The organism is Microbacterium sp. Root1433D1 (assembly GCF_001426835.1).
Taxonomy (GTDB): Bacteria; Actinomycetota; Actinomycetes; order Actinomycetales; family Microbacteriaceae; genus Microbacterium; species Microbacterium maritypicum.
The window spans coordinates 553,157-575,005 of the sequence record NZ_LMFN01000001.1; the positions used below are offsets into that span (position 1 = coordinate 553,157).

Genomic DNA, 21,849 nt, shown 5'->3' on the forward strand with positions numbered 1-21,849 from the left:
GGGTCAGTCGGCAGCACCCTCGCCGAGGTTGACCGAGACCACCTCGAGGGCGTGGGCGCGCGCCTGGACCGCATCCACGCCGCGCTCGGCCGCGACCGCCGCGGCGAACACCTCGGCGAAAACGAGGTAGGCCACACGGGACGTGTGCTCCAGCTCGTCGCGGAAGCTCACCCCGGTCGGAGCGATCACGAGCGACAGCGACGCCGCCTCGGTCAAGGCCGACGAGGCGAACGACGTCAGGGCGATCACGGTCGCACCGCCCCGCGCGGCCGCCGTCGCGACGCGCAGACTCGCCTCGTTCGCACCGGAACCGCTCACCACGAGGCAGACGTCTTCGGGCGTGAGGTGGCGGGCCGCGATCTGCTGGGCGATGGCGTCGGCGATGAACTCCGCCGAACGCCCGGCGGCGGTCAGCCGCATGGCGAGGTCGTTGGCGATCGGCGACGACAGCCCGTTGGCGAGCACGAGCAGACGACGGGCGGATGCTGAGAGGCGCACGGCCTCGGCGACCGAATCCGGGTCGAGCAGGCTGGCGAGCGCCGGCAGAGAGCCCGCCAGACGATCGATCTCCCCCCGCATGCGTCCGAGCACGCCGGGACCGTGGTCGACGGCCGCCTCCCCGGGCGTGCTGCCGAGTTCGGCTGCGAGGGCGACCCGCAGCTGCGGATACCCGCGATAGCCGATGCCCTGGCAGGTTCGGACCACGGTGGCGCGGCCGACGCCGGCCCGCTCGGCGAGCTCCTGCGCCGTCCATTCCACGACCTCGTCGGCCGATTCGACGATCAGCTCGGCGACGCGGCGCTCTGCCGGCTGCAGGGTGTTGAGCACGGCCGCGATGCGTGCGGTGGGCGGCGCGCTAGGCGAGAACACGGGCTCGGGCTCCCTCCATGATGCGGCGACGGATCGCACCGGATGCCGCATCGATCAGCATCGTTACCACGACGACCACGATGAGCAGGACACCCACCGTCGACCACTCACGGTACTGGGTGTACGAGGTGAGCATGTCGCCGATTCCGCCGACGCCGATGAGTCCGAGCACCGCAGAGGAGCGCACGTTGATCTCGAAGCGGTACAGCCAGAACGACCAGAACGCCGGTTCGACCTGCGGCCAGACACCCCAACGCAGCACCTGGAGGGTGCCGCCGCCGGCCGCGCGCGCCGCTTCGATCGGACCGCGGGGCACGGCCTCGACCGCCTCATACCCCCATTTGCCGAGAGTGCCGACGCCGTTGATGGCGAGGGCGAGCGCACCGGTGAACGGAGTGAGGCCGGTGACCGAGAGGATCACGATCGCGATGATGATCTCGGGGACCGCCCTGATCAGCGAGAAGAGTCCGCGCAGGAGCGCCCTCAGCCACGCGGGGCCGAAGCCGCGCGCGGCGACCAGGCTCAGCGGTGTCGCGAGCACGATGCCGAGGATCGTGCCGACCCAGGCCATCTCGATGCTCCGCCACGTCTGCCACAGCGCCTCCGGCAGCTTCTCCCAGTTCGGATCGGCGAACATCAGGAACGTGTACCGGATAATCTCGGACGGCAGATCGGTGAGACGAGACCAGTCGACGTCGATCGACCAGAACGCTAGGACCACGACGCCGGTGACGAGGGCCCATCCGGCGATCAGCCAGGGCCGGCGAGGCTTGGCGGGGATGACGGTGAGCGCCGCACTCATACGAGCCTCCGTCGGATGGCATCCGAGACGAGGTCGATCACGATGACGACGATGAGGATCTCCAGGATGATGAGCGAGAGCTGGTCGTAGCGGTAGAACGTGCGTACCGCGTCGATCAGCAGGCCCATACCACCGGCGCCGACGAGGCCGAGCACGGTCGAGGCACGCACGTTCAGCTCGAACACGTACAGGGTCTGGTTGGTGAAGGCGGGCCAGGCGTCGGGCAGCGCGAGCGTGCGGTTGATCTTGGTCTGCGTCGCACCCACCGCGCGTCCGGCCTCGAGGGCGCCGCGGTCGTTGGTGTCGATGGCCTCCGAGACGAGTTTGACGATGATGCCGACGTTGAACAGCAGTAGCGCCAGGATTCCGGGGAGCGCACCGACCCCGACCATCGCGACCAGGATCGCCGCGTACAGCAGGTCGGGCACGCTGCGGATGACGTTGAGGATGCCGCGCACGATGACGCGCGCCGTGGTGTTCGGGTTGGTAGCGCGCGCGGCCCAGAAACTGAGCGGCAGCGACACGGCGGCTCCGATGGCGGTCGCGATCACCGCCATCTGCAGGGTCTCGATGAGGGGCGCGACAGTACGGGGGAAGAAGCTCCAATCGGGCAGGAGCAGCTTCACGATCTTGTCGGCGCCGTTCTGCCAGTTGCGCGCGATGGCCGAGAGGTCGACGCCGATGCCGATCACCGGCAGACACATCACGACCGTGACGGCCACGACGGCGGCCAGGATCACGGGCCCCTTCCACGCTCCTCGCGGGCGGGCGGGGATGTCGAGGACGGACGGGTTCGGCGTGCCGCTCATGCGTCCAACCTGTCGTCGGGCGTGAGCGAACGACCGTAGATGCTCTCGAAATCGGCGTCCGTCGCGCTGGTGGCGGGCCCGTCGTAGACGATCTCGCCGGCACGCATGCCGATCATCCGCGCCCCGTACTCACGGGCGAGGTCGAGCAGATGCAGATTGACGAGCACCGTGATGCCGAGGTCCCGGTTGATGCGGCGCAGGTCGTTCATCACCCCGTGCGCGGTGGGCGGATCGAGGCTCGCGACCGGCTCGTCGGCGAGGACGATGCGCGGTTCCTGTGCGAGGGCACGGGCGATCGCGACCCGCTGCTGCTGGCCGCCCGAGAGCTCGGAAGCGCGGGAGTGGAGCTTTGGCAGGATGCCCACGCGATCGAGAGCGTGGTACGCGCGCTGCTTGTCCACTTCGGGATAGACGCCCAGGAGCGTGCGCCAGAGCGGCGTGTGGGCGAGACGCCCGACGAGCACGTTCTGCATCACGCTCGCGCGGCCTGCGAGGTTGAAGCTCTGGAAGACCATGCCGATGTCACCGCGGAGGCGGCGGAGAGTCCGCGACGAGGCGCTGCTCACCCGGTGCTCCCCCACGTCGAGGGCGCCGCTTGTCACCGGCACGAGGCCGTTGATCGTGCGGATGAGCGTGGACTTGCCCGAGCCGGAGAGCCCGACGACAGCGACCATCTCGCCGGCCTCGATGTCGAGCGACACCCGGTTCAGACCGATGGTGCCGTTGGGGTAGCGCACCGTGACCTCATCGAGGCGGATGGACCACGGCGTGGACGCCGCAGCCGGAGCTGCGGCGTCCACGTGCTGGATCTGATCCGACAATTTACTGGAGCCCCAGAGCCTGTGCGGCACGGGCCACGACGTCGAGCGAGTCGGGGTCGGCCGGCGCGAGCTTGGTGATCGAGTAGATGCTGGTGAGGATCTCGGAGCCCTCCGGGGTGTTCGAGAAGTCCTCGAGCGCCTTCGTGATCCGTTCCTGCAGCTGAGGCGACAGCTCAGACGAGAGTGCGACGCCGTCGTTCGGGATCTCCTCGGTCATGGCGAACACAACGACCTTCTGGCCGACGTCGGGGGTGTCCTTCGCGACGATCGTGCGAGCGTCCCAGAAGCTGAAGCCCACCTCCGCGTCGCCGTTGTAGACCGCGAGAACGGAGGCGTCGTTCGCGGTGACGGGGATCTGCTGGATGTCGGTGTCCGTGTCGAGCCCGGCCTCCTGCAACGCGACGATCGGGTAGATGTAGCCGGCGGGTGACCCGGGGCCGAGCACGGCGACCTTCGCGCCCTTCACCTTGTCGATGCTGTCGAGACCCGCAGGGCCCTTCATCGCGTCGGCGCCGTTGCAGAACAGCATCCCGTCGCGCTCGACCGGCTCGTCGTCGCAGTACTTGTCGGGGTTGTTCGTCATGAACTGCGCGGGGTAGGTGATGTTGCCGTTGCGCTCGGTCTGCAGCACGACCTTCGCGTCGTACATGTCGTTCGCTTGCCACAGCTGCAGCGACGGCAGGAAGCCGATCTGCGCTTGGCCTGCACCCATCGCCTCGACGGCGGCCTGGTAGTCCTTCGACACCACGCCGGTGACCTCGATGCCGAGCTCCTCCGTGAGGTAGTCGGTGAGAGGCGCTGCGGTGTCGACGAGTCCGTCCTGGTCCTGCGAGGGCACGAGGGCGAGCACGATCGAGTCGGGGTCAGCAGCGGGGGCTGCGGATTCCTCGGGCGCGGCGGTGCTGCTGGAGCAGCCGGCGAGCACCACGGTCAGCAGGGCGCCGACCGCGACGACGCTCGCTGCAGAAGAGCGGAGAGAGGTACGCATGTTCATCCTTCGATGGGGGTGAGTGTGTGAGAGAGGGGTAGGAGCGGGGAGGGAGAAGTCTCAGCCGCGCAGCCAGGCCTCGAGCTGGGGAACCAGCGTCGAGAACTCGGCGGCGCGGAAGGTAGGGGTGGCGTCTGGGTCGGAGAATCCGCCGATCAGCGCGGTCGCTTGGCCGCGGGCGTGCGCGGGGGCCAGGTCGTTGTGCCAGATGTCACCGATGCTCAGCACTCGGGCGTCGACGGGGAGGTCGTCGAGCACGGCCTCGAGCCCCTGGGGCTTGCCGGCATCGGTGACGATCCGGTCGAACAGTCCGCGAAGACCGAGTGTCTCCAGGGCGTCGACGATGCGGATGGCCGGCGCGTTCGTGACGAGGATCCGCTCGGCGTCGACCCCGGCCAGGAAACCGGCGAGCCCGTCCGGTGCGGTGATCGGAGCGTCTGCTGTGCCGAGCTGCGCGCGACTGGCGAGATAGGCGGCGCTGAGGAGACGGGCATCCGCTCCCCGAGTCTCGGCGACCCGACGCACCGCGTCATAGCCGTCGAGCGCATCCCCGTCGGCTGCAGCGAGGATCGCGCGGACATCGTCGAGGAAGGTGCCGTCGTCACCGAGGCCGGCAGCGACCTGCTGTGCGTAGGCGAGGACCGGACCGTCGCCGAGTGCGATCGTGCCGTCGAAATCGAAGAGGAGGATGGAGTTCACGGAGTTCTTTCTGTGGGGACGCTCCGTCCATGATGAGGAAGGATTGTGGACAGAAGGTCCTGAACGCGTGAACACCGTGTGAACAATCCGTCCACTGGACTCGCGTATGGTGAGCGCCGTGTCCGAACTCGAACAGCTCACGCAGGCGGCGCACCTCGCCACCGACGGAACCGCGGCTGGTGCGCGCGCCGCAATCGACACCCTCTCCTGGCTGGCGAGCGCGATCCACGATGACCGCACGGCCGGTCGATTCATCGCGTGGGGGCGATCCTCGGTGATCGATGAGAACACGGGCGCGGGGATCATCCCCCGCGCGCTGTTCGAGGAATTGCACGTGCAGGCGGATATCGCCGCCGACTGGCCGATCGGCAATGCGGGAGTACTGCACTGCTACGGCTACCTGCTGTCGCTGGAGCCCACCCCGTACGGGCTCAAACGCGAACGCTGGACCGAGGGCGTGCTGGCTCATGCATGCCACCTGCCTCCAGATGCGTTCCACCCCTGGCGCGAGGGTCCGACACTGCTCGCGCGAGCCACCGCCGTCGCATCCGCGCTCCTCAGCTCTCCCGCTGCCGGCGCGACCCAGGTGATCGACGCGCGCGAGACCAGGCTGGCGCTCGGTGCCGTGCGAGGCTCGACCGCCCTCGCCTACGCCGTCGCGCCGAGCGCGGGCGCCACCCCCCTGTTGGTGACGATGTTCCCGGTCGCCGATGCGATCGTCCCTCTCACGGAGTTCCGAACCGATCCGCGCCTGCGCTGGAACGCGGCCTAGCACCCGGCCCCGCTACCTCCGGTCGCACTTCGTGTCGCCCGCGCGGCTTCTGAGCGGCAGGATCCGCGACCGGGGCAGCAAGTCAGTGGCGGATCCGAGCGTGATCGCCCAAGAGAGACCGGCAACGGGCGACGTCGTCCGCGGTCTGCGCGATCAACGCATCGACGCCGTCGAACTGCAGCGTCGGGCGGAGTCGCGCGACGAGGGTCACGAACAGGCGGCGGCCGTACAGATCGAGATCGGCATCATGCAGGTGCACCTCGACCCGTCGCTCGCGGTCGCCGGCGAACGTCGGGTTCGTCCCGACGCTGACACTCGCCGCCCACGGCTGCGGATCATCGTCGATCCGCGTCCAGGCCGCGTAGATGCCGTCGCCGGGCGCCTCTGCGCCGTCGAGCGCCAGATTCGCCGTGGGGAAACCGAGGCCTCGGCCGCGACCGTCGCCCGGGACGACCACTCCGGCGATCGCCCCGAGCGGCGCAGTGCTCACGCGCTCTCGGGGGCGGCGATGGCGCGATAGCGGCTCTGATGGAAGACCAGCGGCTCGACGTCGTCGAACAGGGTGATGTCGGAGATCTCGTACAGCGCGATCTCGTGATCGCCGCCGTCGAAGGTGCTGTGCAGGCGGCAGGTGAGCCAGAGTGCCGCGTCGGAGATCAGCACCGCACCACCGTCGGTGCGCTTCCACTCGTGACCACCGAAACGGTCGCCCTCTCGCGCTGAGAGCGAGCGGCTGAGCGGCTCATGGTGCGCGGCGAGCACGCTCATGCCGAGTTCCGGAACCGTGCGCAGCACCGGCCAGGTCTTCGACGTGCGCGCCGCGCTGATCGCGACGAGCGCGGGTTCGAGCGAGATCGAGGTGAAGGAGTTGACCGCCATCCCGACGGCGCGGTCATCGACGTGCGCGGCGAGAGCCACGACGCCGGTCGGGTACACCGAGAAGGCCCGGCGGAGGGCGAGGTCGCGCGGCAGGGCGTCGGTCACGGCAGTCGTCATTTCGGCTTCCTTTCGTTAGTCAACTTTGACTAGTTTTGATAATAGACAATTTTGATCATGCAAACAACAGGAATCTGTGATGCCAGCCGTTAGCATGAGGGGCATGTCGACCACCCGCCTCGTCGTCCTCGGCGCCGTGAAGCAGTTCCAGCCCGTGCACGGGTACTTCCTCCGCCGAGAGCTCATGACCTGGCACGTCGACGAATGGGCGCACATCCAGCCCGGATCGATCTACAACGCGCTGCGCGCCCTCGAGGTCGACGGCTACATCGCCGAGAGCGGCACCGAGGCCGAGGGGAAGCGCCCCGCTCGCACGACCTACCGCATCACGCCCGCCGGCGAGGTGGAACTGCAGAGGATGCTGCGCGAGAACCTCTGGAACGTGGCGGCCTTCGACACCCAGGCCATCATGACCGTGGCCTCGTTCATGTTCGTCCTCAGCCGGCAGGAGGTGATCGCCGGCCTCGAGCATCGGCTCATCAAGAGCGACGCGATCATCACGCAGAACGGCTTCGACGTGCAGGACACCCTGCGCTCCGAGACGACGCCGAAGTACGTGCGGGAGATCTTCGACCTGTCCACAGCGCGCCTCACGGCCGAGAAGCAGTGGCTGCTCGATCTGCTGGAGCGCCTGCGCGGCGGTGAGTACACCTTCGCCGGTGAGACGGTCGAGGGCGCAGCGCCGGCCGACGCCGCACCCTCGAACTGACCTCAGCGCGACACGACGAGCGCTGCGATCGACGCGGGCGAAAGCTCCGACGTCGTCGCCCCGCGATGCTGAGCCACGACGGCTCCGGCGGCGCAGGCTCGGACCAGCGCCTGCTCGATCCTCTCCCCCTGGGAGAGCGCTGCGGCCAGCGCACCGCAGAAGGCATCGCCGGCACCTGTCGTGTCCACCGGATCGATCCGGAACGCATCGATGTGCAAGGGCTGTTCGCCCGTGCGATGCAGGGTCACTCCCCCGGCACCCTGCGTGAGCACGATGATCCGCGCTCCGGCTGCATGCAACCGGTCGATGCCGCCGAGCTCGGCGCACTCCGTCTCGTTCACGACCAGCACATCGACGTCGCCGAGCATGTCGATCGTCGCGACGTGTGCGGGAGCCGCGTTGAGGATCGTCAGCGCGCCCGCCGCTCGCCCCGCGCGCAGTGCGGCGGCTACGCTCGCGACGGGTACCTCCAGCTGAGCGAGCACGACCGCGGCTCCCTCGATGCCGGCGACGGCGTCGTCTGCGTCGAGTTCTGCGTTCGCGCCGGCCGCGACGATGATGCTGTTGTCGCCATCCTCGAACGCCAGCACGTGGGCGACGCCGGTCGGAGCGACGGCGCTACGGCGCACGGCCGCCGCCACTCCGGCATCGACCAAGGTCTGCTGCAGCACATCGGCCGCCTCATCCGCTCCGACGACGGCGCAGAACCGGGTCGGTGCCCCACTGCGTGCGCAGGCGACGGCCTGATTCAGGCCCTTGCCTCCGGAGAAGCGACCACCGGCCCGGCCCAACAGGGTCTCGCCGACGAGCGGGGGGCGCGAGACCTCGACCACGAGATCGAGGTTCGCGCTCCCCACCACGGCGACACCGGTGAGGGTGTCAGACACGCGACATCGTCCGCCGGTACTGCGAGCCCGTGTGCGAGTCGGCGAGCGCCGGCGTCGGCGTGCCGATCAGGCGCTCGCGCAGCGACTGCGGCTCCGATGAGGGCTCCACGATCGCCCCGCGCTCCTTGAGGATCGGCAGCACGTGCTCGATGAAGTCGACGGTCGATGCCGGCGGGATGACGGGGGCGAACAGGAATCCGTCGAGGTCGGCGCCGTCGGCGAGCTCGATCATCCGGTCCGCCACCTGCTCCGGGGTCCCCACGATCGGGCGGGCGCCGACGCCGTGCGCGTGCCAGTCGCCGAGCACGTCGCCGACGGTCTTGTCGGCGAAGCGGGCGACCTGCGTCTGCGAGAGCTCGGTGCTGAGCTCCGACATCGGGGTGTGGGGCGCGTAGGCCGAGAGGTCGAGCCCGGTGAACCAGGCGTAGGAGGCCACCGTGACGTCGGGGTTCTGCGCGTCGGCCACCTCGGCGTACTTGCGTCGCGCCTCCTCCTCCGTGCTGCCGACGATCGCGGCGAAGGCCGACATGATCTTCACCTCGTCGGCCGCGCGGCCGTTCTTGACGGCCTCCTCGCGGATCGCGGAGGAGTGCGCGCGCAGCTGCTCGACCGAGCCGCTGCCGACGAAGATCGCCTCGCCGTGCTTGCCGCCGAACTCACGGCCTGCGGGCGACGCGCCGGCCTGGAACAGCACCGGCGTGCCCTGCGGCGAGCGCGAGGTGTTCCCGTAGCCGTGCGAGCGGAAGTACGGGCCGTCGTGTGCGATGCGGTGCACCTTGGAGGGGTCGGCGAAGCGGCCGGACTTGTCCCGCTCCAGGGCGCCTTCCTCCCACGCCTGCTCCCAGAGCTTGTAGACGACCTGCATGAAGTCGTCGGCCATGAGGTAGCGCTCGTCGTGTCCGACCATGGGCACGCCGAAGCCCTGCACGGCGGTGTCGGCGGTTCCGGTGGTGACCACGTTCCAGCCGATGCGACCGCCGGAGAGGATGTCCAGCGTCGCCATCCGACGGGCGAAGGAGTAGGGCGGCTCGAGCAGCGTCGATCCGGTGGCGACGAGTCCCAGCCGCGTGGTCTCGGGGATGAGGGCCGCGAGGATGATCGCGGGGTCGAGCCGCGGCAGGTCGAGACCCTCGACCGAGCAGATGTCGGGACGTTCGCCCGCGACGTCGGCCCAGCCCCAGGCATCCGCGAGGAACAGGAAGTCGAACCCGGCGTCCTCGACCATGCGCGCGGTGTCGCGCCAGTACTCGAGCTTGTCGAACAGGTAGCGCCCGTTGTCGGGGTGCCGCCAGGTCGCGGTGCCGGAGTCGTTCGCCTGCGCGTTCTCGAAGAGGCCGAGACGCAGCGGCTTGACGGAGTTCTGATCGGTCATGTGCGGGTGCCTTCCTTGTGGGTGGTTCTGGGTGTTCTGAGGTGGTTCCGGGCACGCCGGAGGAACCCCGGGACGGGTGGGGGCGCCCGTCCCGGGATGAGGGTGCCGCGTCAGCCCTTGGCCGTGACCTCGCCGTCGCTCCACCAGAGCACGCGCTTGCGCACCAGGGCGAGGACGATGATCAGGAGCACGCCGAGCAGGCACAGCAGGGCGATGCTGGCCCAGGTGACGGCGAGGTTCGCCTGCGCCGCAGAGGTCGTGACGAGCGAGCCGAGACCGGCCTGCTGTCCCGCCGCGACGAACTCGGCGACCGCCGCGCCGACCACCGCGAGCGGCAGGGCGATGCGGAGCCCTGCGAACACGTAGGGCATGCTGCCGGGGAAGCGCAGCTCGCGGAAGATCTCCCACCGCGAGGCGTGCAGCGTCTTGAAGACGTCGAGCGCCTTCTGGTCGACATCGCGCAGACCCGCCAGCGAGTTCACGAGCATCGGGAAGAAGACCACGAGCCCGGTCACGATGAACTTCGGCACCATGCCGAAGCCGAAGGCGACCACCAGCGCCGGGGCGATCGCCACGATCGGGGTCACCATCACGATGATCACGAGCGGCATCACGGCCCGCTCGATGATCTGGAACTCGGCCATGATCACGGCCAGCAGGAAGCCGGCCAGGATGCCGGCGGAGGCGCCGACCACGACCTCGAGCAAGGTGACGAGGAAGTTCGACCAGTACATGCCGGCATCGTCGACGAGGCTCGTGCCGATCGCCTCCAGCGTCGGGAGCACGTACGGGTTGGTCCAGGCCACGACCTGCCACAGCAGCGCGGCGATCACGAAGGTGATGAGGGTGGGTCCCCAGGATCCCCAGCGCAGCCACGGCGGGATGCCACGGCGCGGCTGGGCCTTCAGGCGGGCGGTCGCGAGGGTCGCGGTGGTGTCTCTCATCGTCAGCTCAGACATGGGCCTTCTCCGTCTGCGCGCGCAGCGCATCGCGCACGACTGCTTCCATCTCGCGGAACTCCTCCGTGGCATACGACTGCTCGTCGCGCGGCCGCGGCAGGTTCACATCGATCACCTGAGCGATGCGCCCCGGGTGGGCTGCCATCACCACGATGCGGTCGGAGAGCATGATCGCCTCCGGCACCGAGTGCGTGACGAACATGACGGCCTTGCGGTTGGACTGCCAGAACTCCAGCAGGGCGATGCGCTGCAGGTCGCGGTTCATCTCGTCGAGGGCCGAGAACGGCTCGTCCATCAGCATGATGGCCGGGTCGAACACGAACGCCCTGGCGATCGCGGCACGCTGCTGCATGCCGCCGGAGAGCTGGCCGGGGTACTTCTTCATCGCCTGTCCGAGTCCGAAGGTCGCCAAGAGCTCGGCGGGATCGCGCAGTGCGCGTCCGGAGTTCGCCTTGGCGTTGATGCGCACCGGCAGCTCGACGTTCTCGCGCACGGTCTTCCACGGCAGCAGCGCGGGCGACTGCGGCACGAGGCCGATCTTCTTGTCGCGCGAGGCCGCGGTGACGCTCTCGCCGTCGATCGTGACGGTGCCGGAGTCGGCGTCGAGGAGACCGGCGACGACCTTGAGCAGTGTGGACTTGCCGCAGCCGCTGGGGCCGATCACCGACACGAACTCGCCCATGCCGATCGTGAGGCTCACATCGTCGAGCACCGTGACCTTGGCGCCGTCCGCCCCGAAGGACTTCGAGACGTTCCTGACCTCGACGCCTGCTCCCTGTGCGACCGACATCACTTCGCCGGCCATGTGAGGGTGTCACCGTCGTAGAGGTCGGCGACCAGGTCGGCGTCCATCATGTCGGCGATCGCCGGCAGGTTCTTGACGTCGCCGTACTTCTTCACGAGGGCGTACTCCGGCTCCCACATGGATTCGTTCTGCACGCCGGGGTTGCCGCCGGCGCTCTCACGCACCCACGCGGACTCGACCTCCCACGTGCGGGCCAGCTGGTCGCGCGGGAAAGCAGCGCCCTGGTTGTTGTCCTCGGCCAGCTTCGCGAGCTTGTCGATGCAGGCATCCGACTCGTCCAGGCAGTACTGCAGCGCCTTGAGGCTCGCGCGCATGAAGTCGGCGGCGACCTCACGGTGCTCGTCGAGGAACCGGGAGTTGACCTCCATCACGTTGTAGGTGCCCTCGACGCCGAGGTCGGAGGGGAGGAACTCGCTGAACGGCAGTCCCTGCGCCTTGAGCGACTGCGGCTGGTTGGAGGCGTAGCCGACGATCGCATCGACCTGCTCGCGCACCACGACCGTCGGGTCGTAGTTGGTCATCTTGACCATCTCGACCTTCGAGACGTCGACACCGGCCTCATCGAGCATGGCCGAGGCGATCGGGGTCAGGTTGATGAAGTAACCGAGCGATCCGCCCTCGAGGTCCTTGAGGCTCTCGAGCCTCTCGTTGCCGAAGATCGAGAACGGCGGGGTGGTGCCGTAGGTGGCGACCGCCGTGAGGTTCTTGCTGTTCGCCGCGGCCAGCATCACATCGGATGCGGAGCCGAGGGCGGTGAACTGCGCCTGACCGGAGGCGACGAGCTGCTGCCCGTTCGCCCCGGAGGCGTTGATCTCCACATCCAGGCAGAGATCGTCGAAGTAGCCCAGCTCCTCGGCGAGGAACACGTCGAGCTGACCGGCGCTGGCGGAGTAGCCGTAGCCGGAGATGTAGGTGATGGTGCCGGCATCCTGATTCCGCTTGCAGGCGTCGGTGTCGCTCGCACTCGTGGGGGCGGTATCGCCGCCTGGCGTCTGCGCGGAGCATGCTCCGAGCGTCAGCGTGGCGGCGAGAACGCACGTCAGGGTGGCAGTGATGCGGAATCGGGTTTCCGCAGAGGAAGTAGCCATGAGGGTCCCTTCTCGGCCGTTCGTCATTGATGGCTCGATGAAAGTAACATAGTCAAGATTGACTAAGCAAGATCAAACTAACTTTTGACGAACGGCGGGAGCGGACTCCCGCACTCAGCGAGGGGCGTGCGCCTCCAGGAACTCGTACACGTCTGTCGTGTCGACGCCCGGGAAGGCCCCGGTCGGCAGGGTCGCCAGCAGCGTGCGCGGAGTCTTCACGTTGGGCCAGGAGTTCTCGCGCCAGCGATCCTCCAGGTCGGCGGGGGCACGCCGGCAGCAGACCTCGACCGAGTGCTTCGAGACGCCGCGGTGCGAGGTGTCGCGCCCTACGAACCACTTCGTGTCGTCGAAGCGCACCCCGACGCTCACCGAGTGCAGCCCCTCGCTCGAGGACTCGACCCGCGCCGTGCACCAGTACGTGCCGTTGCCGGTGTCGGTGTACTGGTAGTACGGGTTGAAGCGGTCATCCTCATCGAACACCACGCGCGAGGTCCACCGGCGACAGCACATCTGGCCTTCGATGGCCCCGAGGCGGTCGGTCGGGAAGTTCACGTCGTCGTTCTCGTACGCCTTGGTGATCGTGCCCGACTCGTGCACCTTGAGGAAGTGCACGGGGATGTCGAGGTGTCGTGTGGCGAGGTTCGTGAAGCGGTGCGCCGCCGTCTCGTACGATACCGAGTACGCATCGCGCAGGTCCTCGATCGAGATCGCCTTGCGCTGCTTGGCGTCCATCAGGGCGGGGACGACATGCGCCTCCGGGATGAGGAGGGCACCGGTGAGGTAGTTGGTCTCCACGCGCTGGCGCAGGAACTCGGCATAGCTGCGTGGTTCGGAGTGTCCGAGGATGCGGCTCGAGAGCGCCTGCAGCACCGCGGTGCGGGCATCGCCCTTCGCTGGCACGCTGCTCGACAGGTAGAGCCGGCCGTTCGCGAGGTCCGCGACACTGCGCGTGGTCTGCGGCAGGTCGGGGGCGTAGTGCAGGGTGAAGCCCAGATGCGCCGCGATCTCGGACGCCGTGCGCTGCGTCAGAGGACCGCCCGGATGGCCGACCGCGGCCAGGATCTCAGCGGCCTTCGCCTCGAGATCGGCGAAGTGGTTGTCCTGTCGCCGCATGAGGTGCCGCAGCTCGACGTTGGCCCGCCTCGCCTCCTCCGGCGTCGCGGCCCGCTCATCCTTGAGCCGATCGATCTCGCTGTGCAGGGCGAGCAGGGCCTTCAGAGCATCCGTCGGCAGGCTCTTCGCGATACGGAACGGCTCGATGCCCAGCGCCTGGAACGTCTGGCCCTTCATCGCCCGCTCGAGGGCGATCTCGACCGCGCTGCGCTCATCGAGCGGCTCACCTTCCAGCAGCGCATCGATCGTGACCCCGAGCACGCGGGCGATCGCCTGCAGCTGCGTGAGCTTGGGCTCGCGCTTGCCGGTCTCGATCATCGACATCTGACTGGGCGCCCGATCGACGGCGGAGGCCAGGTCGTCGAGGGTCATCCCCTTCGCCGTACGGAGCTGGCGGATGCGCCGGCCGATCGTGAGGGCGTCGGTCTCTTCTGCAGCGTCGATGGTGCTCATGCGGCCGATTCTGTCACAGAAACAGAATTTCGTCCGATCTTCTCTCCCAGATCGGTCGTTGGGGCTTCCGAACTTCACGCACAGTGGAACCACGCCACACCGGCACAGCCGCCGGATCCACCGAGGAGACACCATGACGAACACCGCCCACACCCCGACGCCCCGCCCCGCCGGTCTGCGAGCCGGCGACCAGGTTCAGACGGCCGCCGAGCTCCAGGAGATCTGGGACACCGACCCGCGCTGGGACGGCGTCGAGCGCACCTACTCGGCAGAAGACGTCATCCGCATCCGCGGTTCGGTCCGCGAAGAGGCCACGCTCGCCCACCGCGGCGCCGACAACCTCTGGAACCTCCTGCACACCGAGGACTACGTCCGGGCGCTCGGCGCGTACACCGGGGGCCAGGCCGTGCAGCAGGTGCGGGCGGGGCTGAAGGCCATCTATCTCTCCGGATGGCAGGTCGCCGCCGACGGCAACCTCGCCGGTCAGACGTACCCCGACCAGTCGCTGTACCCCGCCAACTCCGTGCCGGCCGTCGTGCGCCGCATCAACAACGCCCTCATCCGCCAGGACCAGCTGGAGCACGCCGAAGGTGAGACGACACAGGACTGGCTCGCCCCGATCGTCGCCGACGCGGAGGCCGGTTTCGGCGGACCGCTGAACGCCTACGAGCTCGCGCAGTCGCTCATCCAGTCCGGTGCCGCGGGCATCCACTGGGAAGACCAGCTGGCCAGCGAGAAGAAGTGCGGCCACCTCGGCGGCAAGGTGCTCGTGCCCACGCAGCAGCACATCCGCACCCTGAACGCCGCTCGCCTCGCGGCCGACGTGGCGGGAGTGCCGACCGTCATCATCGCCCGCACGGATGCCCTCGCCGCCGACCTGCTCACCAGCGACGTCGACGAGCGGGACCAGCAGTTCACCACCGGCGAGCGCACCACGGAAGGGTTCTACCGGATCCGCCCGGGCATCGAGTCGGTCATCAGCCGCGGACTCGCCTTCGCCCCCTACGCGGACCTGCTGTGGGTCGAGACGGGAGAGCCGGACATCGAGCTCGCCCGCAACTTCGCCGCGGCGATCCACGCCGAGTTCCCCGGCAAGCTCCTGGCCTACAACTGCTCGCCGAGCTTCAACTGGAAGAAGCACCTGTCGGACGCCGAGATCGCGACGTTCCAGCAGGAGCTGGCCGACCTGGGCTACAAGTTCCAGTTCATCACCCTGGCCGGCTTCCACGCCCTGAACTACTCGATGTTCGACCTCGCCCGCGGCTACGCCGATCGCGCCATGAGCGCCTATGTCGAGCTGCAGGAAGCCGAGTTCGCCGCGGAAGCAGACGGGTACACCGCCACCAAGCACCAGCGCGAGGCGGGCACCGGCTACTTCGACGTCATCTCCACCGCGCTCAACCCCGACAGCGCGACGCTCGCCCTCGCCGGCTCCACCGAAGCCGCGCAGTTCCACTGATCCCCACTTTCTCGTCCCCGTCTCGCCGACACCCATCGGCGCCGTCGAGACCCACCGCCGCGATCGCCTGCAGCGATGGGTCTCGACGACCACCGTGGGTCTCGACGGAGCCGAAGGGGACCACCACGCAAAGGACTCACGATCATGACCACTCCCACCACCACGGCTCCGATCCAGACGACCCAGCAGGGTCCCGCGATCGAGGTCACCGGCCCCCTCCGTGACCGCTACGAGGAGATCCTGACCCCGTCGGCGCTCGCTTTCCTCACCGAGCTGCACCACCGATTCGCCGCGCGTCGCCACGACCGTCTGGCCGACCGGATGCGTCGCCGCTTCGAGATCGGCAACGGACACGACCCCCAGTTCCGCGACGACACGGCACACATCCGTGAGGATCGGGACTGGCGGGTGGCCGGCGCCGGCCCCGGACTCGAGGACCGTCGCGTCGAGATCACCGGGCCGACCGACCCGAAGATGACGATCAATGCGCTGAACTCCGGCGCGCGGGTGTGGCTCGCCGACCAGGAGGATGCCACGAGCCCCACCTGGAAGAACGTGATCGAGGGGCAGCTGTCTCTGCGCGATGCGATCCGCGGCGAGCTGTCGTTCACCTCGCCGGAAGGCAAGGAGTACCGCGTCACGGCGGAGCGCACGCCCACGATCGTGATGCGCCCTCGCGGATGGCACCTGCCCGAGAAGCACATCGCCTTCATCGACCGCGCCGGTCGTCGCACGTCGGCATCGGGATCGCTGGTCGACTTCGGCCTCTACTTCCTGCACAACGCACAGGCGCTGATCGACAGCGGGCGCGGGCCGTACTTCTACATCGCCAAGATCGAATCGAGCGAGGAGGCGAAGCTGTGGGACGACGTCTTCTCGTTCAGCGAGGAGTACATCGGCATCCCGCACGGCACGATCCGCGCGACCGTGCTGATCGAGACCCTGCCGGCCGCCTTCGAGATGGACGAGATCCTCTACGAGCTGCGCGACCACTGCGCGGGACTGAACGCCGGCCGCTGGGACTACATCTTCTCGATCATCAAGAACTACCGCGGCCGCGGGGCGCGCTTCGTGCTCCCCGACCGCAGCGAGGTCACGATGACGGTGCCGTTCATGCGGGCGTACACCGACCTGCTCGTGCAGACCTGCCACAAGCGGGGCGCCTTCGCGATCGGCGGCATGAGCGCGTTCATCCCGAACCGGCGCGACCCCGAGGTGACGGCGCGCGCGATCGAGAAGGTCACCGCCGACAAGAAGCGCGAGGCCGGCGACGGCTTCGACGGCACCTGGGTGGCGCACCCCGACCTGATCCCCACCGCCCAGGCGGAGTTCGACGCCGTGCTGGGCGACCGCCCCAACCAGGTCGACCGGCAGCGCGACGATGTTCACGTCGAGGCCCGCGACCTGCTCGACCTGCACATCGGTCGGCCGATCACCGCGCAGGGCGTACGGGACAACGTGTCCGTCGCCATCCGTTACCTGGAGGCCTGGCTGCGCGGGCTCGGCGCCGTGGCGATCGACAACCTGATGGAGGATGCCGCGACCGCCGAGATCAGCCGCTCGCAGGTGTGGCAGTGGATCCACCAGGACCGCACCACGCAGGACGGCACCCCCATCACGGCTGAGTACGTCGAGGATCTGATCACCCAGGTGCTCGCACAGGCGACGCGCAGCCACGGCGACAGGTACGACGACGCGGCGGAGATCTTCCGTGAGGTCGCCCTGCGGGAGGAGTTCCCCACGTTCCTCACGCTGGGCGCCTACAGCCGGTTCCTGGTCGACGAGGACTGAGCGCGCGAAGGAGCCCTCGGGCCGCGGCCGATGCCGTGACCGAGGGCTCTTTCGTGTGCGGAGCCGGTGCCACCGCACGGGCGTAGCCTGGGGGCATGACCGACGTCTGGGCGGATATCTCCTCCGAGTTCCTGCACTTCTACCCGCGCGGCCGGCGCCTGCTCGCGGTGGCCGGGGCGAATGCCGAGCGCTCGCGGCAGGCGGCAGATGACCTCCTGTCCGCGCTGACGGCATCGGGGCAGCAGGTCGTCCGCGAGCACTCGCCGGACGGTGACGAGGTCGAACTCCGCGCCGCGGTCACCGCGTTCCGCGAGGGTCCGAAGAGCGACGACATCCTGCTCGTCTCGGGGCCGTCCGCTCTGCTCGGCGAGCGCACCAGAGGCATGTGGAACTACGCGGTGTGGCAGTTGGCGGGCGATGAGCCGCCGCACACCGTCGCGGGTTCGATCGTCGATGTGACCGACCCCGCGCATCCGGCCCGTCGGTTCGCCGACTACTGCGCGCTGCCCTCCTCCTACGGCGCCTGACCCGCAGCGGCTCCCCGCCTCAGCGGAACGAAGCGGCCACCGAGTTGCGGTGGTAGTCGAACACGATGCTCGTGCGGGTCGAGGCGACGCTGCTCTGCGCCGAGAGGTGCTCGAGCACGAATTCGCGCATCTCGGATGAGTCGGCGACCGCGATGTGCAGCAGGAAGTCGTCGTCGCCGCCGAGGAAGAACAGCTGGATCACCGGAGGCAGCACGCGCACGCGATCCGCGAACTCGACGATGCTCTCCCGCCGTCCGCTCGGACGCAGCGTGACGCCGATGATCGCCTGCAGCCCTGCGCCCAGCATCCGCTCGTCCACACTCGCGTGGAAACCCGTGATCACGCCGCGGTCCACGAGGGCGCGCAGCCGGGTGTGCGCCGTCGAGGGCGCGACGCCGAGACGTGCGGCGAGCTCGGCATTCGTCATACGCCCGTCGGCCGTGAGCAGCTGCACGATCCTGGCATCGATCGCATCCAGGGCCGGTGCCCGAACGGTGTTCGGCTCCGGGGCCTGTGAGGTCGTCTCCATACGAAGCATTATTCAGGATTTCCGCGTCATGCGAATGATCTTCACCGATTCTGTTGTTCTGTCGATGTTTCTGCGATCCTGGGTGCCGCACCGCATCACACCTGGAGGATCAATGAAGATCGGCGTCCCCACCGAGGTCAAGAACAACGAGAACCGCGTCTCCCTCACCCCCGCCGGCGCCGACCGCCTGGTGCGCGAGGGCCACCGGGTGCTCGTGCAGTCCGGCGCCGGGCTCGGCTCGCGCATCACAGACGACGACTACCGCGCGGCCGGCGCCGAGATCGTGGCGACCGCCGCCGAAGCGTGGGGTGAGGCCGACCTGGTCATCAAGGTCAAGGAGCCGATCGCTCAGGAGTACGGCTTCCTGCGCGACGACCTCACCCTCTTCACCTACCTGCACCTCGCCGCCGACCGCGCGCTCACCACCGCGCTCGTCGAGGCGGGAACCACCGCCGTCGCCTACGAGACGGTGCAGCTGCCCGACCGCAGTCTGCCGCTGCTCGTGCCGATGAGCGAGATCGCCGGGCGCCTCTCGGTCACCATGGGCTCGTACTCGCTGCTGCGCTCGCAGGGCGGTCGCGGCATGCTGCTCGGCGGTATCGCCGGCACGCCGCGCGCCAAGACCGTCGTGATCGGCGGCGGTGTCGCAGGAGAGCACGCCGCGGCGAACGCGCTCGGGCTCGGCTCGAAGGTGACGGTGATCGACGTCGCCCTGCCGCGCCTGCGGGAGCTCGAGCACCGCTACGGCGGTGCCCTCGAGACGCGCGCGTCGAGCCGCTACGACATCGCCGAGGAGCTCAAGACCGCCGACCTCGTGATCGGCTCCGTGCTGATCCCGGGAGCTGCGGCCCCCAAGCTCGTGACCGACGACATGGTCGCCGCGATGAAGCCGGGCTCCGTGCTCGTCGACATCGCCATCGACCAGGGCGGATGCTTCGAGGGCTCGCGCCCCACGACCCACGACGACCCCACGTTCGCGGTGCACGACTCCATCTACTACTGCGTCGCGAACATGCCGGGCGCGGTTCCCGAGACGGCGACCCGTGCCCTGACCAACGCGACCCTCCCCTATGTCTCGGCGATCGCCGGGAAGGGCTGGGAGCGCGCGGCGTCCGAAGACGCGGCACTGGCTGCGGGTCTGAACGTGCAGGGCGGGCGCATCACGCTCGCGGCCGTCGCGCAGGCTCACGGTCTCGACGCCGGCTGACCTTCCGCACCCGAAAGAACCTCGGATCTTGGCGGCATCCCACACCTCACCTGCCGCATCGACCCGAGTACGCTCGTAATCGTGACCGAACGCGCTCCTCTCTCCCGCAAGCTGTCCGCCATCGCCGAGTCCGCGACCCTCAAAGTCGACGCCAAGGCCAAGGCCCTCAAGGCCGAAGGCAAGGACGTCATCTCGTACGCCGCCGGCGAGCCCGACTTCGCGACGCCGCAGTTCATCGTGGATGCGGCGGCCGAGGCTCTGGCCGATCCCGCCAGCTACCGGTACACGCCGGCCCCGGGTCTTCCGGCGCTGCGCGAGGCGATCGCCGCGAAGACGCTGCGCGACTCCGGCCTCGAGGTCTCCCCCAGCCAGGTCATCGTCACCAACGGCGGCAAGCAGTCCGTCTACCAGGCCTTCCAGGCGGTGGTGAACCCCGGCGACGAGGTGCTGCTGCCCGCGCCGTACTGGACCACGTACCCCGAGGCCATCCGCCTCGCCGACGGCACCCCCGTCGAGGTCTTCGCGGGCGCCGACCAGGAATACAAGGTCACGGTCGAGCAGCTCGAGGCCGCCCGCACCGCCCGCACCACCGCCCTCGTGTTCGTCTCGCCGTCGAACCCCACCGGCTCCGTCTACACCGCCGAGGAGACCAAGGCCATCGGCGAGTGGGCGCTGGAGCACGGCATCTGGATCATCAGCGACGAGATCTACCAGAACCTCACGTACGAGGGCGTCAAGGCCACCTCGATCGTCGAGGCCGTCCCCGAGGTCGCCGGTCAGACCATCCTGGTCAACGGCGTCGCGAAGACCTACGCCATGACCGGCTGGCGCGTGGGCTGGATGGTCGGCCCCGTCGACGCCATCAAGATCGCCGGCAACCTGCAGTCGCACCTCACCAGCAATGTGAACAACGTCGCCCAGAAGGCGGCGATCGCCGCCCTCACCGGTCCGCAGGACGAGGCCGAGAAGATGCGCCAGGCGTTCGACCGCCGCCGCCAGCTCATCGTCTCGGAGCTGTCGAAGATCGACGGCCTCGTGGTCCCGAACCCGCTCGGCGCGTTCTACGTGTACCCCGACGTGCAGGGCCTGCTCGGCCGCACCTGGGGCGGCGTGACGCCGACCACCTCGCTCGAGCTCGCCGACCTCATCCTCGACCAGGCCGAGGTCGCTGTCGTCCCCGGTGAGGCCTTCGGCCCGTCCGGATACATCCGCATGTCGTACGCGCTCGGCGACGAGCAGCTGCTCGAGGGCGTCCAGCGCCTGCAGCGCCTGTTCGCCTGACCGGCTGCACCTCTGCCGAGACCCATCGTGCGCACCGAGACCCACGCCCCCAGTCGCCTGCGGGAGTGGGTCTCGACGTCGACGATGGGTCTCGACGCGCCTGGGGGAAGCAGGAGGAAGAGCGGATGCCGGTGACTCTGCGGGTGGCCTTCACCATCCTGAGCACGGTGACCGTGCTGGTCTTCTTCCTCTCCCTCGTCGTCGCTCCCTTCATGTGGTACTGGGGAGGAGGGTGGCTCAGTGTGCTCCCCTTCGTACCGGTGGTCGTCTACGCGACCACCACCGTGCTCGTGATGAGACGGAAGTCGTGGGCCCGATACGCGACCCTGCTGTTCCCGCTCCCGCTCGCGCTCTACGTTCCGGCGGCAGCTGCCCCGATCTGGGAGTTCTGGGCCGGCCTCGCGGCCCTCGCCCTCACCACCGCGGCAGTCGTGTTGGTCTTCCTGCCCTCGTCTCGTGCCTACTTCGACGGGAAGCAGGTTCAGTCCTCGGGGTGGAAGCCGATCAGCCAGCGGATGCCGTAGCGGTCGATGAGCGTGCCGTCGTAGTCGCCCCACGGACGCTTCTGCAGCGCGTCGATCACACGGCCGTCGGCCGCGAGCGTGTCGTACCAGCCGGTCAGAGTCAGCGCGTCGGCCGTGCCGAGGAGCGAGAGGAACATACCGCCCATCTGCACAGCGTCGTCGTCGGCACCGGCATCCGCACCGGCGAGCTCGACCAGTCCGCTCAGCTGCCCGTGCGCGATCGCATCGCCCGGCCCGTCGTGCCGGCCCGCGGTGGCGTAGTCGAGCACCTGCAGGTCGCCGCCGAACACCGACTGGTAGTGACGCAGCGCTTCTGCGGCGTTGCCGGGGAACAGCAGGTACGGGATCAGTCCGCTCATGCCGCGAGTGTAGCCCCGCCGTCCGCCGC

General features: G+C 68.8%; 24 protein-coding genes. 8 read left to right on the forward strand and 16 right to left on the reverse strand.

What is annotated here, in order from left to right; translation table 11 throughout:
- Positions 1-3: 3 nt before the first annotated feature.
- Genes ASD13_RS02605 through ASD13_RS02630 form a run of 6 tightly spaced genes read right to left on the reverse strand, consistent with a single transcriptional unit; the run spans position 4 to position 4,989 of the window.
- Positions 4-870, reverse strand: coding sequence for a MurR/RpiR family transcriptional regulator (locus ASD13_RS02605; RefSeq protein ID WP_055865503.1), 867 nt, complete (start codon positions 868-870; stop codon positions 4-6).
- Positions 857-1,672 (reverse strand): phosphonate ABC transporter, permease protein PhnE, encoded by an 816-nt coding sequence (gene phnE / locus ASD13_RS02610; RefSeq protein WP_055865504.1) that lies wholly within the window; start codon positions 1,670-1,672, stop codon positions 857-859. Before phnE (ASD13_RS02610) ends, ASD13_RS02605 begins: the two co-directional genes overlap by 14 nt.
- On the reverse strand, positions 1,669-2,481 hold the full coding sequence (phnE, locus tag ASD13_RS02615; protein WP_055865508.1) for a phosphonate ABC transporter, permease protein PhnE: 813 nt from the start codon (positions 2,479-2,481) through the stop codon (positions 1,669-1,671). Before phnE (ASD13_RS02615) ends, phnE (ASD13_RS02610) begins: the two co-directional genes overlap by 4 nt.
- Positions 2,478-3,302: a phosphonate ABC transporter ATP-binding protein gene (gene phnC, locus ASD13_RS02620; protein ID WP_235562449.1), complete on the reverse strand. Its 825-nt coding sequence runs from the start codon at positions 3,300-3,302 to the stop codon at positions 2,478-2,480. The genes phnE (ASD13_RS02615) and phnC overlap by 4 nt, the downstream gene beginning before the upstream one ends.
- Position 3,303: 1 nt before the next feature.
- Entirely contained in the window at positions 3,304-4,290 is a 987-nt protein-coding gene (gene phnD / locus ASD13_RS02625; RefSeq protein ID WP_055866821.1) for a phosphate/phosphite/phosphonate ABC transporter substrate-binding protein, read from the reverse strand.
- Between the two features lie 60 nt (positions 4,291-4,350).
- Positions 4,351-4,989: an HAD family hydrolase gene (locus ASD13_RS02630; protein WP_055865510.1), complete on the reverse strand. Its 639-nt coding sequence runs from the start codon at positions 4,987-4,989 to the stop codon at positions 4,351-4,353.
- A 118-nt stretch (positions 4,990-5,107) separates the two neighbouring features.
- Here ASD13_RS02630 and ASD13_RS02635 point away from each other — a divergent pair, with 118 nt between their 5' ends.
- Positions 5,108-5,761 (forward strand): amino acid deaminase, encoded by a 654-nt coding sequence (locus ASD13_RS02635; RefSeq protein WP_235562450.1) that lies wholly within the window; start codon positions 5,108-5,110, stop codon positions 5,759-5,761.
- Between the two features lie 82 nt (positions 5,762-5,843).
- On the opposite strand, the gene ASD13_RS02640 is transcribed toward ASD13_RS02635, so the two are convergent.
- A complete protein-coding gene (locus ASD13_RS02640; protein ID WP_055865516.1) occupies positions 5,844-6,251 on the reverse strand; it encodes a riboflavin kinase in 408 nt (135 codons plus the stop codon).
- Complete coding sequence (locus ASD13_RS02645; protein WP_055865519.1) at positions 6,248-6,757, reverse strand: flavin reductase family protein; 510 nt, start codon at positions 6,755-6,757, stop codon at positions 6,248-6,250. Before ASD13_RS02645 ends, ASD13_RS02640 begins: the two co-directional genes overlap by 4 nt.
- A 103-nt stretch (positions 6,758-6,860) precedes the next feature.
- Here ASD13_RS02645 and ASD13_RS02650 point away from each other — a divergent pair, with 103 nt between their 5' ends.
- Positions 6,861-7,466 (forward strand): PadR family transcriptional regulator, encoded by a 606-nt coding sequence (locus ASD13_RS02650; RefSeq protein WP_055865521.1) that lies wholly within the window; start codon positions 6,861-6,863, stop codon positions 7,464-7,466.
- A 2-nt stretch (positions 7,467-7,468) separates the two neighbouring features.
- Here the strand turns inward: ASD13_RS02650 and ASD13_RS02655 are convergent, their stop codons facing one another.
- The 6 genes from ASD13_RS02655 to ASD13_RS02680 form a co-directional block, all read right to left on the reverse strand.
- Positions 7,469-8,353, reverse strand: a complete 885-nt coding sequence (locus ASD13_RS02655) for a ribokinase (RefSeq protein WP_055865524.1) — start codon at positions 8,351-8,353, stop codon at positions 7,469-7,471.
- Positions 8,346-9,725, reverse strand: coding sequence for an NtaA/DmoA family FMN-dependent monooxygenase (locus ASD13_RS02660; RefSeq protein ID WP_017829163.1), 1,380 nt, complete (start codon positions 9,723-9,725; stop codon positions 8,346-8,348). The genes ASD13_RS02655 and ASD13_RS02660 overlap by 8 nt, the downstream gene beginning before the upstream one ends.
- A 110-nt stretch (positions 9,726-9,835) precedes the next feature.
- Positions 9,836-10,684, reverse strand: a complete 849-nt coding sequence (locus ASD13_RS02665; RefSeq protein WP_055865526.1) for an ABC transporter permease — start codon at positions 10,682-10,684, stop codon at positions 9,836-9,838.
- Positions 10,677-11,489 carry an ABC transporter ATP-binding protein gene (locus ASD13_RS02670; RefSeq protein WP_235562451.1) on the reverse strand — a complete coding sequence of 271 codons (813 nt, stop codon included), beginning with the start codon at positions 11,487-11,489 and terminating at the stop codon, positions 10,677-10,679. Before ASD13_RS02670 ends, ASD13_RS02665 begins: the two co-directional genes overlap by 8 nt.
- Positions 11,474-12,577 carry an ABC transporter substrate-binding protein gene (locus ASD13_RS02675; RefSeq protein ID WP_235562452.1) on the reverse strand — a complete coding sequence of 368 codons (1,104 nt, stop codon included), beginning with the start codon at positions 12,575-12,577 and terminating at the stop codon, positions 11,474-11,476. The genes ASD13_RS02670 and ASD13_RS02675 overlap by 16 nt, the downstream gene beginning before the upstream one ends.
- 114 nt (positions 12,578-12,691) lie before the next feature.
- The gene (locus ASD13_RS02680) at positions 12,692-14,143 is read right to left on the reverse strand and encodes an XRE family transcriptional regulator (RefSeq protein WP_055865529.1); all 1,452 of its coding nucleotides are present in this window, start codon (positions 14,141-14,143) and stop codon (positions 12,692-12,694) included.
- Positions 14,144-14,276: 133 nt separating this feature from the next.
- Between ASD13_RS02680 and aceA the strand changes: the two genes are divergently transcribed.
- From aceA to ASD13_RS02695, 3 genes are all read left to right on the forward strand, one after another.
- The gene (gene aceA / locus ASD13_RS02685) at positions 14,277-15,602 is read left to right on the forward strand and encodes an isocitrate lyase (RefSeq protein ID WP_017829168.1); all 1,326 of its coding nucleotides are present in this window, start codon (positions 14,277-14,279) and stop codon (positions 15,600-15,602) included.
- Positions 15,603-15,746: 144 nt separating this feature from the next.
- The gene (gene aceB / locus ASD13_RS02690; protein WP_055865532.1) at positions 15,747-17,393 is read left to right on the forward strand and encodes a malate synthase A; all 1,647 of its coding nucleotides are present in this window, start codon (positions 15,747-15,749) and stop codon (positions 17,391-17,393) included.
- 95 nt (positions 17,394-17,488) lie between these two features.
- On the forward strand, positions 17,489-17,920 hold the full coding sequence (locus ASD13_RS02695; RefSeq protein ID WP_055865536.1) for a hypothetical protein: 432 nt from the start codon (positions 17,489-17,491) through the stop codon (positions 17,918-17,920).
- Between the two features lie 19 nt (positions 17,921-17,939).
- Here ASD13_RS02695 and ASD13_RS02700 read toward each other — a convergent pair whose 3' ends face one another.
- Complete coding sequence (locus ASD13_RS02700; protein WP_017829172.1) at positions 17,940-18,458, reverse strand: Lrp/AsnC family transcriptional regulator; 519 nt, start codon at positions 18,456-18,458, stop codon at positions 17,940-17,942.
- 103 nt (positions 18,459-18,561) lie between these two features.
- Between ASD13_RS02700 and ald the strand changes: the two genes are divergently transcribed.
- From ald to ASD13_RS02715, 3 genes are all read left to right on the forward strand, one after another.
- The gene (ald, locus tag ASD13_RS02705) at positions 18,562-19,656 is read left to right on the forward strand and encodes an alanine dehydrogenase (RefSeq protein WP_017829173.1); all 1,095 of its coding nucleotides are present in this window, start codon (positions 18,562-18,564) and stop codon (positions 19,654-19,656) included.
- Positions 19,657-19,737: 81 nt separating this feature from the next.
- Positions 19,738-20,937: a pyridoxal phosphate-dependent aminotransferase gene (locus ASD13_RS02710; protein ID WP_055865540.1), complete on the forward strand. Its 1,200-nt coding sequence runs from the start codon at positions 19,738-19,740 to the stop codon at positions 20,935-20,937.
- Positions 20,938-21,062: 125 nt separating this feature from the next.
- Positions 21,063-21,461 (forward strand): hypothetical protein, encoded by a 399-nt coding sequence (locus ASD13_RS02715; RefSeq protein WP_055865542.1) that lies wholly within the window; start codon positions 21,063-21,065, stop codon positions 21,459-21,461.
- Here the strand turns inward: ASD13_RS02715 and ASD13_RS02720 are convergent.
- Entirely contained in the window at positions 21,419-21,820 is a 402-nt protein-coding gene (locus ASD13_RS02720) for a VOC family protein (protein ID WP_055865543.1), read from the reverse strand. The genes ASD13_RS02715 and ASD13_RS02720 overlap by 43 nt on opposite strands.
- Positions 21,821-21,849: the final 29 nt, after the last annotated feature.

Bases quoted from the DNA above. Each gene is read 5' to 3' on its own strand.
- phnE (WP_055865504.1), bottom strand. From the start codon at position 1,672: ATGAGTGCGGCGCTCACCGTCATCCCCGCCAAGCCTCGCCGGCCCTGG.
- phnE (WP_055865508.1), bottom strand. From the start codon at position 2,481: ATGAGCGGCACGCCGAACCCGTCCGTCCTCGACATCCCCGCCCGCCCG.
- phnD (WP_055866821.1), bottom strand. From the start codon at position 4,290: ATGCGTACCTCTCTCCGCTCTTCTGCAGCGAGCGTCGTCGCGGTCGGC.
- ASD13_RS02645 (WP_055865519.1), bottom strand. From the start codon at position 6,757: ATGACGACTGCCGTGACCGACGCCCTGCCGCGCGACCTCGCCCTCCGC.
- ASD13_RS02650 (WP_055865521.1), top strand. From the start codon at position 6,861: ATGTCGACCACCCGCCTCGTCGTCCTCGGCGCCGTGAAGCAGTTCCAG.
- ASD13_RS02660 (WP_017829163.1), bottom strand. From the start codon at position 9,725: ATGACCGATCAGAACTCCGTCAAGCCGCTGCGTCTCGGCCTCTTCGAG.
- ASD13_RS02665 (WP_055865526.1), bottom strand. From the start codon at position 10,684: ATGTCTGAGCTGACGATGAGAGACACCACCGCGACCCTCGCGACCGCC.
- ASD13_RS02670 (WP_235562451.1), bottom strand. From the start codon at position 11,489: ATGGCCGGCGAAGTGATGTCGGTCGCACAGGGAGCAGGCGTCGAGGTC.
- ASD13_RS02675 (WP_235562452.1), bottom strand. From the start codon at position 12,577: ATGGCTACTTCCTCTGCGGAAACCCGATTCCGCATCACTGCCACCCTG.
- ASD13_RS02680 (WP_055865529.1), bottom strand. From the start codon at position 14,143: ATGAGCACCATCGACGCTGCAGAAGAGACCGACGCCCTCACGATCGGC.
- aceA (WP_017829168.1), top strand. From the start codon at position 14,277: ATGACGAACACCGCCCACACCCCGACGCCCCGCCCCGCCGGTCTGCGA.
- aceB (WP_055865532.1), top strand. From the start codon at position 15,747: ATGACCACTCCCACCACCACGGCTCCGATCCAGACGACCCAGCAGGGT.
- ASD13_RS02695 (WP_055865536.1), top strand. From the start codon at position 17,489: ATGACCGACGTCTGGGCGGATATCTCCTCCGAGTTCCTGCACTTCTAC.
- ASD13_RS02700 (WP_017829172.1), bottom strand. From the start codon at position 18,458: ATGCTTCGTATGGAGACGACCTCACAGGCCCCGGAGCCGAACACCGTT.
- ald (WP_017829173.1), top strand. From the start codon at position 18,562: ATGAAGATCGGCGTCCCCACCGAGGTCAAGAACAACGAGAACCGCGTC.
- ASD13_RS02715 (WP_055865542.1), top strand. From the start codon at position 21,063: ATGCCGGTGACTCTGCGGGTGGCCTTCACCATCCTGAGCACGGTGACC.
- ASD13_RS02720 (WP_055865543.1), bottom strand. From the start codon at position 21,820: ATGAGCGGACTGATCCCGTACCTGCTGTTCCCCGGCAACGCCGCAGAA.